Raw genomic sequence first — 14,261 nt, 5'->3', positions numbered from 1 at the left:
ATAAGGTAACTTTACTATTTTCCGTTTTATCATTATTTATTCCTCGATCATAAAAACAACTTAAATTAGGCGGTTCAGATACAGGGATTGATCATCATCATTTAAGCTCACAATAGTTTGATTTCATCGTTAGTAGGAATTTTATATTAATGGCGTAAGTTATCTTGTATAATCCAACTAAATCATTTGAAAGGGATTTTTATAATGAAAAAATTATCGTTGTTGTTCGCAATTATTATTGGTTCAATGCTGATAGCAGGCATTACCTTTTTCTTAACTCAACCTAAGTCGCATGGGCAACAAGCGATTAAAGGTGTGATGGATTTACGCCATCATACCTTTAACGATAATACGCCTATCAAATTGGATGGAGAGTGGTCATTCATCCCGAATCATTTAGTTGACGGTGAAGCCTTTGATACTTATCAAAGCTATCTTGTCGATGTCCCTTCAGCATGGACAAAATATACAATTGAGGGGCAACAAATACCTGTATTTGATAGCGGGACTTATCGTCTCAAGGTTTTAATCGATGATACCGAAGATATTTTAGGGATTAAGACAAGTAACATCCGTATGTCGAACGCATTGTATATTAACGGAAAGCGAGTTGGGCACAGCGGAGAGCCAGCTGAGGATAGCAGTTATATACCACACAATACTCCATATACTGCTTATTTTTCGCCTGATAAAAAAGAACTTGAATTGATTGTACATGTGACAAATTTTGATTATGCACCCGGCGGAGGAATTATTAGCTCCATTTTTTTAGGAGATCAATCTAGTATTGCCAAGCTACGAGAGGGTGCACTATTCTACGATTTAATTACCTTAGCAGGCTTTTTAACAATGTTTATCTACTTTTTTGGCTCTTATCTTTATTCAAAATTTGGTATAGAGCAGCTTTATTTTGCTTTATTTTGCTTTTCAAGTGGTCTCTACACCCTTACACATGGGGAAAAGTTATTACTAGCCTTTATAGATATGCCCTACGCACCATTTCAGAAAATGCAAATGATCTCTAGTATAGCTGTCGGTCTTTTCATATTGTTATATTTTTACCGTGCTCTAAAAAAACATATGAATCGTTTGGTTGTGAAAGTGCTTTGCGCTGTAGGAACCCTTCTTATTCTTGTTGCAATGCTTCCCACATCAATTAATTCGCTATTTCAGAATATTAACTCACTATATGTATTCGCAAATATTGTTTATATTTTCTATGCGCAAATTATGGCAATTTACCAACGTGCTACTGGTGTAATGTATTTAACTTTAAGCTCATTAGCCATTTTGCTTTATTTTATCGTTGCAACGTTAAATACAAATATTAATCTAGAACTGAATGCCCTACCACCGCTGTTGCCATTTATTTGCCTAACAATGCTTTCACTATATATTTCTCATCGTTTTGCAGATTCTTATTTAGAAAAAGGCAAGCTTACAGAGGCACTTATCCGTGTAGATAAATTAAAGGATGAATTTCTTGCTAAAACATCCCATGAATTCCAAACACCTTTACATGGTATTATTGGCATTTCGCAGTCTATGCTGAAAGACAATAGCGTTCCCATCTCAGCGGACGAACAAAAAGAAAAAGTATCACTTATTTTCAATATTGCTGAACGTCTATCCTATTTAGTCAATGATTTACTTGATTTTTCAAAGCTGAAGGAGAACCAATTAACACTGCGTATGACCTCTGTAGATTTATATGCAATTACACATATGACTGTAGAAGTGCTATCCTATACGATCAGCAAAAATGTAAAAATTTATAATCATATTGAACGGAGAACCTTTGTCCAAGCTGATGAAAATCGCCTTCGCCAAATTTTATATAATTTAATTCATAATGCAGTGAAGTATACAAATGAAGGGAAAATTGATATAACTTGTTATGAGAAACAGTCATTTTTAGTGATTGAAATAAAGGATACTGGCTGTGGGATAGCGCCAGAAAATTTAAAAACTATTTTTAATGCATTTCAACAATTCAACTATTCAATTGATGGCAGTGGATTAGGTTTACATATTACAAAGGAGCTTGTTGAGCGGCAGGGTGGAAAAATTTTTGTAGAATCTATTGTTGGACAAGGCGCAACCTTTTCAATCAAATTACGAAAAGCACAGCCGACAAACGAGGAATTACCATCAATGCCAATCCAAACATATCAACATCCCTTCCTAACATTCCCACATATTGTTGAAAATATAGGGAAGAAAAAAATCCTAATTGTGGATGATGACGCTGTTAATTTAAAGGTGTTAATAGATATTTTGACGCAAGAAAACTATTCCATTATAGCAATTGATAATGGACACCATGTTTTTGAATACCTTACACAACAACCTAGTATTGATTTATTAATTTTGGATATAATGATGCCCACTATTTCTGGCTATGAGATTTGCCAACAGGTTAGACAAAATTACACGTCTACAGAGCTACCTATTTTAATGTTGACAGCAGCAATTCGCCCAGAGGATATGATCGCAGCCTTTCAATCTGGTGCAAATGACTTTTTACATAAACCCTTGGATGCTACCGAGCTTAAGACAAGAGTTCGCAATCTTCTTTTATTGAAGGAGTCTGCAGAAACAGCTGTGAAAATGGAAACTGCGTTTTTACAAGCACAAATTAAACCGCATTTTATTTATAATGTCTTAAATTCCATTCTGTCACTTAGCTATTTAGACTTAGATAAATCACGGACAATGATTACAGATTTTGCTACATTTTTGCGTAATAGTTTTGCCTTTGAAAATGCCAACAGTCTTGTTCCTTTAGAAAAGGAGCTTAGTCTTATTGAGGCTTATGTAAATATTCATCGAACTAGATATCCAGAGCAATTAGAATTTAAAATTTGCATGGATGAGCCTATCCAATGTCTTATTCCTCCTTTATTGCTTCAACCTTTAGTGGAGAATGCACTTCTTCATGGTCTGAAAGTAGGAAAAGGGCATAGCAGGCTACAATTAGTTATAAAGGAGGAAAAGCAAATGGTGATTTTCCAACTGATAGACAATGGCATTGGTATATCTGCAGAGCTTTTACAGCAAATTCAAAACGGTGAAAAAACCGCTAGTCAAGGTATTGGTATTCTAAATATTTCTAAAAGATTAAAAAAATTCGATAACGCTACTATCCATTTTGATAGCCTTGAAAATGAAGGAACGACTGTTGAAATAAGATTTCCGATAATTACTACATAAAGGATGTGAGCAGCTTGTTAAAAGCAGTTATTATAGATGATGAAATTTTAGCCATTCGTTTATTAGAATCCATGCTAAAGGCAAGTGGCTCTATTGAGATTATTGGAACCTTCCAGAATCCAAAGGATGGTTTAGTAAATATTGATATATTAAAACCTGATATTCTATTTTTAGACATTGAAATGGCCGAAATGACCGGTCTTGAGTTTGCTTCTAAAATAGAAGATGTCTCAAGCTACATGGATATTGTCTTTGTGACAGCATATGAAAATTATGCTTTAGAGGCCTTTAATGTACAGGCTATAGATTATATTTTAAAGCCCATTGACCACAGCCGACTTTTAAAAACCATTGAGCGGCTACTTGAACGGAAGCGTCATAAAAAGTTGATACAACCAATTGATTATACTTCTGTGAATGAAGGAACTAAAATTATTCACACATTACACTTTCATATACACTCAGGGAAAGTTTCAATTGGTGATACTGTATTAACTTTACCAACAAAGGAATTTCAAATTTTATCCTTTTTAGCACAGCATAGCAATCAAGCCTTTCCAGCTGCTGAGCTGTATCAACTTATATGGGGCGAGGATAGCTTTGGACAAACACAAGCATTACGAGTTCATATCAGTAATTTAAGAAAAAAACTGGAAACGATCCCAGGACACACAGCAAAAATTATTATGGTAAGAGGCTCTGGCTATCAATTAGTTTTTCAAGCTGAATAATTTGAAAGGGAAGTTGATTAAACCGATCAACTTCCCTCTTCCACTTGAATTATCCAATGATAACTGACTAGAATCTACTACTCTCTCATCTAGTTCAGAATTGTATCCCCCCTTGGAGTGACGCTGGCTCGACTCCAATCAACCATTCTGCAAAAAGTCTTTACTTATTTTCATAGTAGCATAGCGAGACAGGTGAGCCTCTAAACGGAGCGATAGCGGAGGAAAGCAAGTAGCCTGCAACGGAAATCATTTTCACCTTTCACAAAAATTCAATTGGTTTTGTTTTTCAAGACTATGAGAGGCTGAGACAAAAAGAAAAAATGTTAGACCGATTGTTTCGGACTAACATTTTTTGATTTAGGAAGGAACACTCTACTCATCAAAGGGAAAAAGTTATCATCAATTTTCGCTATTATTCAAGATAATCGAGTTCTGTCCCAGCCTCCTCCTTCTATTTTATCGAATGTTCTTCAGGAAATAATTTTGACTTTAATTCGTCCTCTCCAGAGCCCTCCGCTAATGGGACATGAGAACGATAGGCTGCACGGCAAATTAAATGTCCAGCGACTGGTGCTGTCACAAAGACGAAAAGAATACCTAAAATGAGCCGTACACTAACAAAGCCGTCATGCACCCAGAAATAAATAAACGCTCCTAATAAACAGGTTAAAACTGATAACGTAGAACTTTTCGTAGCAGCATGTGATCGTGTATAGACATCTGGTAAGCGAATCATTCCAAATGCGCTAATCACACTCACGATGGAACCTATAAGAATAAGGATAACTGCCGCCCATTCAATCATCTGATTTACGTTCAACAATCACACCTCTTTCTATATATTTTGTAAAGGCAATCGTTCCGATAAACGCTAAAATACCTAAAATAAGAATAGCCTCTAAATATGCCTTCGTCTTCAATATAATAGAGACAATCGCAATAGCCGATAATAGATTAACACCAATTGTATCGAGAGCTATTGCTCGATCCGGCATTGATGGGCCACGGATAACACGATACAACGACAGCGCAATGGAAATGCTAAAGAAAGCAAGTGCAAGAAGTAATATATTGTTAATCATTAGCGTGTCACCTCCATTATTGCTTGCTCAAATTTTCCAATTGATCGTATAACAGCATCCTTAGACTGTTCTATGTCCATGGCATGGATATAAAAAACATCGCCCTCTTCAGACACTTCCATGACGACAGAGCCAGGTGTTAATGTTAACAGTAATGCAAGTGCTGTAATCTCCCAGTCTCCCTTTAGTACAGTTTTATATGTGAAAATACCAGGTGTAATGTTTAGCTTAGGTGTAGTGATTTGTCTCAATACACTATAGCTTGATAAAAATAGCTCCCAGTTAAACAGCCATAATAATTTAATGATTGAAAAGACTCTTCGCAAGTAAAATTGAGTACCATAAAAGCGATGCATTGCATATAGAATACCCATACCTACAAAAAAGCCCATCAAAAATGTCGAAAATTGTGGTGTCACTTCATCCTGTAGGAGTAACCAAAGTGCTGCGATAAATAAATTTAAAATAAACTGCATCGCCATTATTTATTCACCTCACCTTGCCATTGTTCGCCATCTAAAACTGCATCGATATAGATAGATGGTGTATAAAGTGTTTCAGCTGCATCTGTTACAAATGGTGCCAATTTTTCTGCCCCAATACCTAAACCAATTGTACAGGCAGCCAGTAATGTTAATGGCAACAATATACGTTTTGGTAAAGGTTTTTCATCCTCTAAGCTAATAATCGTTTCGCCAAAAAAGGAAGAAAGAAATATCCGTAGCAGTGAATATAAAACAATTAAACTAGAGAAAAACCCTAGACCTAATAGAACGAAATGGCTACCTTCTATCGCACCTTGTCCAATTAAAACCTTTCCTAAAAAACCGCTTAATGGTGGTATACCAGCTAATGAGCACATCGCTATAAAGAATAACCACCCAAAGAAAGGATAATTACGAATCAGTCCACTCATTTTATCAATTACTGTTTCCCCAGTGACATATATCATCATGCCAACTGCTAAAAACAACATAGCCTTTGCTACCATATCATGCATTAAATAATAGATAACACCCTGTAATGCTGACTCAGTGCCAACCGCTAGTCCAACTATTATAAAGCCAACACCAATTAGCACATTGTAGGAGGCTATCGTTCTAACATCACGACTTGAAAGAGCACCGATACAACCTGCTATTATTGTAATTCCAGCCATGATGCCAAGCGCTGTGTGTGTGACCTCAGTATTATTAGGGAACAGCAATGTAAAACTACGTACAAGTGCATAGATCCCTACCTTTGTTAATAAAGCAGCAAATAAAGCAGCAATGGCAGTTGGTGGTACGCTGTATGAGCCTGGCAACCAGAAGAATAATAAAAGTCCAGCCTTCAAGCTAAAGACGATTAAGAAAATAAGCGCCACTGTTGTAATAAGTGGATTAGCTCCTGCCTCCATTACACGAACGGAGATATGAGCCATATTTAAAGTGCCTACTGTTCCATACAGAAAAGCTAACGCCACTAAGAAAATCCAAGAGGCAACAATGTTGATGAGTACATATTTCAATGCTTCACGTAGCTGAATTTTTTCGCCACCTAAGCTGATAAGTGCATACGAAGCGAGCAACATTACTTCAAAACATACAAATAAGTTAAAAATATCTCCAGTTAAAAATGAACCATTGACGCCCGCTATCATGAGTAAGGTAAATGAATAAAAATACATTTTTTCATACCTTAGCTCCATCGTAAAAATTGCATATAACATACAAATGAGGGCTACAAGATTTGCAACTAACACTAGAAGTGTCGCAAATGAATCTGCAACAAATGAGATTCCAAATGGAGGTGCCCAACCGCTAAAATCAATGCGCATCACACCCTGTTCTTGAATCTCTACTAATAAAATGATGCTAATGATAATAATAAAGCTCAATGTCAATAAGCTGATGATACGTTGTAACATCACATGCTCTTTTAAAAACACCAGTAAAATAGCTGTAATTACCGGTACAATTAATGGTAAAACAATCATATTACTCATCCGGCGTACCTCTCAATTCATCAAAATTCCCTGAACCATTTGTTTTGTACGCACGATAGCCTAAAACGAGAACAAAGGCAGTGACAGCAAAGCTAATGACAATAGCTGTTAAAATTAATGCTTGTGGTAACGCATCTGTATATGGTCCCTCTGATTCCCCTAATAATGGTACATCTCCTTTTTTTAGACCTCCCATTGTCAGAATCAGTAAGTGGGCAGCATGTGATAAAACAGCAGTACCTAAAATAACACGCAATAACTGCTTCGAGAGGATTAAGTACGTCGCAACAGCTACTAATATACCTACTAAAACAAGTATTAAAGACTCCATTGGCTACTCATCCTCACTTATACTTAAAATAATTGTTACAACAACCCCCACCACTGTTAGAGCCACACCCGCTTCAAAAATAGTGACAGTTGAAAAACCCATTTTCCCAAATATAGGAACATCTATATACGTATGTGCTTGTGTTAAAAATGGCACATCGAAAAACAACGAACCTATTGCAGTTCCTGTTGCAAGCAATACACCAAGAGCTGCAACTTTTTTGAAGTCGAAAGGCATCCCTTTATGCACAGTTTCAATATCGTAGGCTAGATATAATAAAACAATGCCCGAGGCTAACACCAGACCACCTATAAAGCCACCACCAGGAGCGTGATGCCCAGCGAAGAATAAATACACACCGAGTGTTAAAATAATGAAAACGACTGCCTTGGTGATGGTCCTTAAAATCACATCATTAATTTTCATGATCTGCTTCCTCCTTTCGTGGCTTAAGCTTTGTCAGAGCATAGACCCCTAAGCCAGCAATCAGAAGAACAACAACCTCTAGCATCGTATCAAAAGCACGGAAATCCCCTAATATTGTATTAACGATGTTGGAACCGCCAGCCAATTCATAAGCATCATTGAAGTAAGTAGCCACTGGTTCAAAGCGATCATAGTGTACAACCGCTAAACCAACAATTGTTACGGTTGCCCCAACAAAAACAGAAATCAATGCTTTTGACCATTGAACCCTTTTACGTGGTACCTCTGGCATTAAATCTGGTAAATATTTAAAACATAAAAGGAATAAAGCTGTTGTGACCGATTCAACAACTAATTGTGTTAAAGCTAGATCTGGTGCACGGAAAATAACAAAGAAGAAGGCAATAGAATAGCCTAGTACACCATTAAGCAACATGGCTGTCACTCGACCCTTTGCGAAAATCATCCAAACTGCTGCAAAGATCATGACAAATACAAGGATTAATTCGTAGTATTCAATAGCGGAATCTTTGTCAAAATTAAAAGTCATAGCATCTGACCAAACAAAATAACCAGCTATAAGTGCAATAAAAAATACATATATATAGACAAAATAATGTGTTAAATTACCTGTCATATATTTATTAGTGAGCTTCTGTGAACCATTTTCGCTCATCTCTATCATTCGATTGTAATACGTATTAAACGTATACTTTTGTGAAAACAGACGATAGAGTGGCTTCCAGCTTTTTAAAGTTTTGAATAAAATAATCCCAATAATAATGACACCTACTGTCATCAATAACTCTGCATTAATGCCATGCCATGCATGGATATGTGGTGTTAATTCACTTGTAGTCGGGAATGTAGGATAAATACTTGCCATGGCAGGCTCTAAAATATAGTGACCTAACACATTCGGGAAGAAAAAGATACCAACTACCAACAAGCATAAAATAATTGGCGAAATTAACATGCCAAGTGGAGCTTCATGTGGTTTTTTATCGATCTTCTCAGGCTGTAGTTTACCCAAAAATGTACGACTAATTAAAATCAAACTATAGACAAAGGTAAAAATACTTGCCACCCATGCTACTAATGGGAAAAATAACCCTATATCGGCAATAGAGAATGCTTCTACATCGCGAATAGCCAATACTGCTGCAAAAAACATTTCCTTACTTAAAAAGCCATTAAATGGTGGTAGTCCTGCCATTGAGAAGCCACCAATGACTGCGATTGTAAAAGTGATAGGCATTAAAGACATTAAGCCACCGAGACGACGAATATCACGAGTACCTACTTCATGATCGACAATTCCAACCATCATGAATAAGGCTCCTTTAAAAGTCGAATGATTCACGAGGTGAAATAGTGCTGCAAAGCTTGCTTGTGTGTATAAAATAGAATCTTCACCATAGCCATAATAGTGACCAACAGACCCAAGACCAAATAGACTCATAATTAAGCCAAGCTGACTCACTGTTGAAAAGGCTAATAAAGCTTTTAAATCTGTTTGACGAACCGCATTAAATGAACCCCAGAATAATGTAACTAGACCGATAACACTAACTAGCCAGAACCACGTTGCTTCTCCGCCAAAAACTGGTGAAAAACGAGCAACTAAATAAATGCCTGCCTTAACCATTGTTGCGGAATGTAAGTAAGCACTAACAGGCGTTGGGGCCTCCATAGCATCAGGCAACCAAATGTGGAATGGAAATTGTGCAGACTTTGTAAACGCCCCTAGTAAAATTAAAATGAGGGCTGGCGTAAATAGAGCATGATCCCGTATAATCTCTACATTCGCTACAATTTCACGAATACTAAATGTATGTGAAGCTACATAGAGCATTAAGAAGCCTGCAAGCATGGATAGTCCGCCAAAGACTGTAATCATCATCGCTTTTTTGGCCCCTGCACGAGATGCCTTTCTATGATGCCAAAATGCGATTAATAGGAATGATGACACACTTGTCAGTTCCCAAAATGTGTATAATACCATTAGGTTATCTGAAAAAACAACGCCAAGCATAGCGCCCATGAATAGTAATAAATAGCAGTAAAAATGATGAAGAGATTCTTTCGTTGATAAATAAAAAATAGAATATAAAATGACTAAACTACCTACACCAGTAATCAGCAGACCAAAAATCATACTGAGTCCATCTAGGTAAGTTGTGAAATTTATATTAAAAGAGGGAATCCACTCATATGTATGAATAAACGTTTTACCCTCGGCTAATTGAGGAATATAGCGAGCGAGTAAAAGAAATAAGATGAATGGAACAGATAAAACAAACCAGCCAAGATGTGTGACACGCCTTAGTCGCCTGTAAAGCAATGGAATCAGTGCAGCACAAACAAATGGCAAAAGTATCGCGATGAGAACTGTGACCAAATGAAAACCTCCTACTATCAAAATCATCTAGCAAATTTTTGTGGTGATTGGCATGTAAAGTGCTAAGACTTTAGAAATTTGTTCAAGCTAAGTAACATATTAGATGTATTCTTGAAATTTTTTAAAGGAATGTTGTGGGGTGTTAAAGTGCCTTATCGTTTATAAAAATGGTTATTTTAGTTATTTAGTCACTTCTAACCCGATGCAAGCCTAAATAACTTGTGGAAAATCAGATAATTTATACAGTTACAACTTAGTTTATATCAGCACAATGAAGACACTTGACTATCTATTTAACTCACTGCATAATAGTGTGGCATATGAAAGCAATTTAGCTTTGATGCACAGAATGCATAAATTAAATAATTTCAAATTATTGATTTAAGCTTCATCCTTCAAGGGTTTTCCAATATATTTCCGTTAACTTTTATACATTTTTAAGTATACATTATAAATGAGCATAATGCACTGTAACAGCATTGATTTTAGCTGTTTTAGGATAATTTTTTCAAAATCAACAGTGAAATTAACAAAATACCAACAGATAAGAGGTGTACATTTTTTATGAAGCATGTAAAAGGGCGTTTAGATGAAAGTATATTAGTTTGTGTTTACTACGGCTTAAATGGCGAGCGTTTAATACATCGTGGTCATAAGATGGCCACAATGCTTGATTGCCCACTCTATATTCTTTCAGTCGATTCGCAACCCCTTGATGCATTTGACGCAGAGAAATCTAGTTATATAGAGCAATGGAAGAAGTTATCAGATGAGCTTGAGGTTGAAAAATTTATTTTGCAAGATAATGAAAAACGCCCCATACAAAAAGTTATTGCAGAAGTCGCAAAGAATTATGGCATTTCGCAAATTATCGTAGGGCAAAGCGCACAAAGCCGTTGGGAGGAAATTACTAAAGGTTCGTTCCTAAATGTACTGTTAAAAGAAGTTCCTTTTGTTGATTTTCATATTGTAGCTGTTCAACGCCCAACAGACGATGATGCAAATGAAACATATGAAAAAGGAGTACGTGCTTACTTAATTAAAGAGCAGGATAACTTTAAAGTAGCATTTACATGTCCTAAATATGTATCGATTGAGGGTATATTTTTCAAAGAAATTGGCACAGATTTTGACAATGGCATCTTTAAATTTACTTACAACGATAAAATGCATGAAGTTCATATTTCAGAGGGCTATGTAGTCGATCAGGAGAAACTGCCAGCAGAATTTTTAGCTCCATTAAGACAATAAAAAAACGCGTAGATACGCGTTTTTTTATTAGACAGCAGCTGATGCAGGTTTATCCTTTGGTAAGAAGAAGGCTACTAGTAATAATAAAGGTAATAATGAAACGACAATCATTGTAAAATCAATGCCTTTATGATCCATTAAAACCCCGATAACCATTGCTCCTATTGCTCCCATACCAAAAGCAAAGCCCGTTGTTAGACCTGCCATTGTGCCAATTTTTGTTGGAACTAACTCTTGAGCATAGACCACTGTTACGGAGAAGCTAATCATGATTAATGTACCGATAATGACTAAAAATATCATAGCGGTCCATAATGGTACATAAGGCAATGCTAAACAAAATGGCATTGGTACTACAACAGAAAGAATTATGACATTCTTTCTACCAATACGATCTGATAAAGAGCCTCCGAAAAATGTACCTACTACCCCAAATGCCATAAAGGTGAATATTAATATTTGCCCTAGTCGAAGACTGACATCATAGTGATCCATCAAATAAAACACATAAAAGCTAGTTATATTTGTTGTATAAAATGATCGTGCAAAAATAATTGTAAATAATAACGTTAACGCAATTCCTACTTGTTTCTTTGTTAAAGGAGGCAATGTTGAGACGAGTACACGTTTTTTCTTCGCTATACGCTCCTGCTCCAATTGTTTTTTATACCATGTTGCAATTTTACTTAATAAAATGATACCGAACGTTGCAATGACTAATATGATCGCAGCACCTCGTTGCCCGAGAATATCAAATATGTAAGCACTAATTAACGGTGCAAGAGCTTGTCCTGAATTCCCCCCCACCTGATAGATAGACTGAGCAAGTCCTCTTTTAGAGCCAGCTGCCATAAATGAAACTCTTGATCCCTCAGGATGAAAGATAGCTGAACCAAAGCCGATAAATAATACCGCAATAATAATAATCCAATACTGTGTTGTAAACGCTATAATGGCAATCCCTATAAATGAACTAATCATACCTATAGGTAAAGCATAGGGCATTGGTTTTTTATCACTGATAAAGCCCACAGCAGGCTGTAAGGCAGAAGCAAATATGTTTAAAACAAAAGAAATCATACCAATTTGTGTAAAGGTCAAACCTAATTCACTCTTAAATATGGGAAACATCGCTGGGATAACAGCTTGCATCGTATCATTGATAAGGTGAGCAACACCGATTGCAATCATAATTGGATACATTGGATTTGTTACATTTAATTGTTTATTCATGTTGCCACCTCACTCTTATTTTGGTTATACATGATTGTCGCATACTATCGACCATTTTGCACAAGCTATAGTTTGACAGCTGTAAAAGGAGTTGATATATGCATGGAAAGCTTTATTCATGCTCACTTTTGGGAAATGATTCTTCGAACAACACTTTCATTTTTTGCATTACTTATTCTGGCGCGTATACTTGGAAAAAAACAATTGGGCCAGTTAACATTCTTCCATTATATTACCGGCATTACATTTGGGTCGATCGCTTCAGAAATTGCCTCTCAGGAAGAAACACCATTTTTAGATGGTATGATTTCCCTCGTTTGGTGGAGTGCCTTAACGTATTTGATGACCGTTATTACGATTAAATCTAAAAAAGCTCGCGTTCTCATTGATGATAAGCCAACGATTGTTATTCAAAAAGGTCTTATATTAGAATCAGCACTACAAAAAAATCGTCTTCATCTAGATGAGCTTACAATGATGCTACGTGAACAAGCCATTTTCTCTGTACAGGACGTTGAATATGCCTTACTAGAAACGAACGGGAAACTCAGTGTGCTACAAAAAACCTCTGAACAGGTGGCTACAAAGCAGGATGTTAAAGCAGACGTATCACCGCCTACTTATCTTCCTACAGAAGTCATTTCTGATGGTCAACTTATTATAGAAAATATTGTTGAAATAGAGCTGACAGAAGACTGGGTCATGAAGAAATTGAAAAAGCAAAATGTGCATTCCGTAGAAGAAGTTTATTTTGCTCAAGTCCAAACAAATGGTTCCCTGTACATTAGCTTAAAAGATAAAGCGAGACATTCAAGCCCTTAATTGCTTGTCTAGTCTCGTTTTTTGTTAATCAATTTTGACAATATCTAATGGTGTAATAATACCGAGTAATTTTTGATGTGGTTGACCGTGCTCCGTTATTAATAATGCCTCAAATCGCCTCCCTCTTTCGACCCCCTGTTTAAATATTTCCTCAGCCTCATAGATGGATATAGATCTACTGACAAATTTATAATTCACTCTATTTTTCTCATGCATTAAAATATCATGCAATGTTGGAATTCTTTTTGGTAAATGATCGCCACCCATCTTTGAAGCAAGCCAATTGGTGATTCCTACTGTCGTGATTAGCCCCTTAAATTGCTTATTATAATAAACGGGAAATTGTGTATATTTTCGCAGACGTATCACTTTTAAAACATGTTTCAAAGAATCATTTTCTTGAAAAATCAGTACTCTTTTACGGAACATTTGCCCCACAAGCGTTGGCTTAGCGAGAGTAGCATCTATGTATTCAATTCGTTCTACAACATCGGTATGTGGCTCTGCAATCACATAATGTAAAGAGGTACGATGATGCACAATCGCATTTCGTAAGTCGGCATAGGAGCGTAGATCATCTTCATATTTCTTCACCAAGACATCCTTTTTCTTTGCTTGATCAATAAGCCGATAAAAAGGCATAAAATCCTTAGCACCTACAATATCTCGTAATCTATGATCTATCCGATTAAACGCTGTCAGGAAACGATCGGAATTTTCAGTTCCCACTTTTCATGTCCCTTCTTTCTATAGTAGTCTATATATTTTCCGAGTTATTTGACAA

General features: G+C 36.3%; 13 protein-coding genes. 4 read left to right on the top strand and 9 right to left on the bottom strand.

Annotation, left to right across the window (positions count from 1 at the left end; genetic code table 11):
* The first annotated feature begins 204 nt into the window (after positions 1-204).
* Positions 205-3,213 (top strand): ATP-binding protein, encoded by a 3,009-nt coding sequence (locus MHB65_RS00840; protein ID WP_342442172.1) that lies wholly within the window; start codon positions 205-207, stop codon positions 3,211-3,213.
* A 14-nt stretch (positions 3,214-3,227) separates the two neighbouring features.
* On the top strand, positions 3,228-3,944 hold the full coding sequence (locus MHB65_RS00835) for a DNA-binding response regulator (RefSeq protein ID WP_342442171.1): 717 nt from the start codon (positions 3,228-3,230) through the stop codon (positions 3,942-3,944).
* Between the two features lie 451 nt (positions 3,945-4,395).
* Here MHB65_RS00835 and MHB65_RS00830 read toward each other — a convergent pair whose 3' ends face one another.
* From MHB65_RS00830 to MHB65_RS00800, 7 genes are read right to left on the bottom strand one after another with little or no spacing between them, the layout of a single operon-like run.
* The gene (locus tag MHB65_RS00830; protein WP_205446420.1) at positions 4,396-4,764 is read right to left on the bottom strand and encodes a Na+/H+ antiporter subunit G; all 369 of its coding nucleotides are present in this window, start codon (positions 4,762-4,764) and stop codon (positions 4,396-4,398) included.
* Positions 4,742-5,026 (bottom strand): Na(+)/H(+) antiporter subunit F1, encoded by a 285-nt coding sequence (locus MHB65_RS00825; protein WP_205446419.1) that lies wholly within the window; start codon positions 5,024-5,026, stop codon positions 4,742-4,744. Before MHB65_RS00825 ends, MHB65_RS00830 begins: the two co-directional genes overlap by 23 nt.
* A complete protein-coding gene (locus MHB65_RS00820; RefSeq protein WP_205446418.1) occupies positions 5,026-5,508 on the bottom strand; it encodes a Na+/H+ antiporter subunit E in 483 nt (160 codons plus the stop codon). Before MHB65_RS00820 ends, MHB65_RS00825 begins: the two co-directional genes overlap by 1 nt.
* The gene (locus tag MHB65_RS00815) at positions 5,508-7,013 is read right to left on the bottom strand and encodes a Na+/H+ antiporter subunit D (RefSeq protein WP_342442170.1); all 1,506 of its coding nucleotides are present in this window, start codon (positions 7,011-7,013) and stop codon (positions 5,508-5,510) included. The genes MHB65_RS00820 and MHB65_RS00815 overlap by 1 nt, the downstream gene beginning before the upstream one ends.
* Positions 7,006-7,344: a Na(+)/H(+) antiporter subunit C gene (locus MHB65_RS00810; protein WP_004233143.1), complete on the bottom strand. Its 339-nt coding sequence runs from the start codon at positions 7,342-7,344 to the stop codon at positions 7,006-7,008. The genes MHB65_RS00815 and MHB65_RS00810 overlap by 8 nt, the downstream gene beginning before the upstream one ends.
* 3 nt (positions 7,345-7,347) lie before the next feature.
* Positions 7,348-7,770, bottom strand: coding sequence for a Na(+)/H(+) antiporter subunit B (locus MHB65_RS00805; protein ID WP_205446416.1), 423 nt, complete (start codon positions 7,768-7,770; stop codon positions 7,348-7,350).
* Positions 7,760-10,171, bottom strand: a complete 2,412-nt coding sequence (locus MHB65_RS00800; protein WP_342442169.1) for a Na+/H+ antiporter subunit A — start codon at positions 10,169-10,171, stop codon at positions 7,760-7,762. The genes MHB65_RS00805 and MHB65_RS00800 overlap by 11 nt, the downstream gene beginning before the upstream one ends.
* A 564-nt stretch (positions 10,172-10,735) precedes the next feature.
* On the opposite strand from MHB65_RS00800, the gene MHB65_RS00795 reads away from it, so the two are divergent.
* On the top strand, positions 10,736-11,422 hold the full coding sequence (locus MHB65_RS00795; protein WP_205446414.1) for a histidine kinase: 687 nt from the start codon (positions 10,736-10,738) through the stop codon (positions 11,420-11,422).
* Between the two features lie 27 nt (positions 11,423-11,449).
* Here the strand turns inward: MHB65_RS00795 and MHB65_RS00790 are convergent, their stop codons facing one another.
* Positions 11,450-12,655, bottom strand: coding sequence for an MFS transporter (locus tag MHB65_RS00790; protein ID WP_342442168.1), 1,206 nt, complete (start codon positions 12,653-12,655; stop codon positions 11,450-11,452).
* A gap of 102 nt (positions 12,656-12,757) precedes the next feature.
* Here MHB65_RS00790 and MHB65_RS00785 point away from each other — a divergent pair, with 102 nt between their 5' ends.
* Positions 12,758-13,477, top strand: a complete 720-nt coding sequence (locus MHB65_RS00785; RefSeq protein WP_205446412.1) for a DUF421 domain-containing protein — start codon at positions 12,758-12,760, stop codon at positions 13,475-13,477.
* Positions 13,478-13,501: 24 nt separating this feature from the next.
* Here the strand turns inward: MHB65_RS00785 and MHB65_RS00780 are convergent, their stop codons facing one another.
* Positions 13,502-14,206, bottom strand: coding sequence for a CBS domain-containing protein (locus MHB65_RS00780; RefSeq protein WP_205446411.1), 705 nt, complete (start codon positions 14,204-14,206; stop codon positions 13,502-13,504).
* Between the last annotated feature and the right edge of the window lie 55 nt (positions 14,207-14,261).

The sequence above is a fragment of the Lysinibacillus sp. FSL K6-0075 genome, assembly GCF_038592945.1.
GTDB lineage: Bacteria > Bacillota > Bacilli > Bacillales_A > Planococcaceae > Lysinibacillus > Lysinibacillus fusiformis_F.
Note: the sequence above shows the minus strand (reverse complement) of the source record. Positions and strands in the feature narration are given on the sequence as shown.

Coding starts and splice junctions, on each gene's coding strand:
- MHB65_RS00840 (WP_342442172.1), top strand. CDS start 205: ATGAAAAAATTATCGTTGTTGTTCGCAATTATTATTGGTTCAATGCTG.
- MHB65_RS00825 (WP_205446419.1), bottom strand. CDS start 5,026: ATGATTAACAATATATTACTTCTTGCACTTGCTTTCTTTAGCATTTCC.
- MHB65_RS00820 (WP_205446418.1), bottom strand. CDS start 5,508: ATGGCGATGCAGTTTATTTTAAATTTATTTATCGCAGCACTTTGGTTA.
- MHB65_RS00815 (WP_342442170.1), bottom strand. CDS start 7,013: ATGAGTAATATGATTGTTTTACCATTAATTGTACCGGTAATTACAGCT.
- MHB65_RS00810 (WP_004233143.1), bottom strand. CDS start 7,344: ATGGAGTCTTTAATACTTGTTTTAGTAGGTATATTAGTAGCTGTTGCG.
- MHB65_RS00805 (WP_205446416.1), bottom strand. CDS start 7,770: ATGAAAATTAATGATGTGATTTTAAGGACCATCACCAAGGCAGTCGTT.
- MHB65_RS00795 (WP_205446414.1), top strand. CDS start 10,736: ATGAAGCATGTAAAAGGGCGTTTAGATGAAAGTATATTAGTTTGTGTT.
- MHB65_RS00790 (WP_342442168.1), bottom strand. CDS start 12,655: ATGAATAAACAATTAAATGTAACAAATCCAATGTATCCAATTATGATT.
- MHB65_RS00785 (WP_205446412.1), top strand. CDS start 12,758: ATGGAAAGCTTTATTCATGCTCACTTTTGGGAAATGATTCTTCGAACA.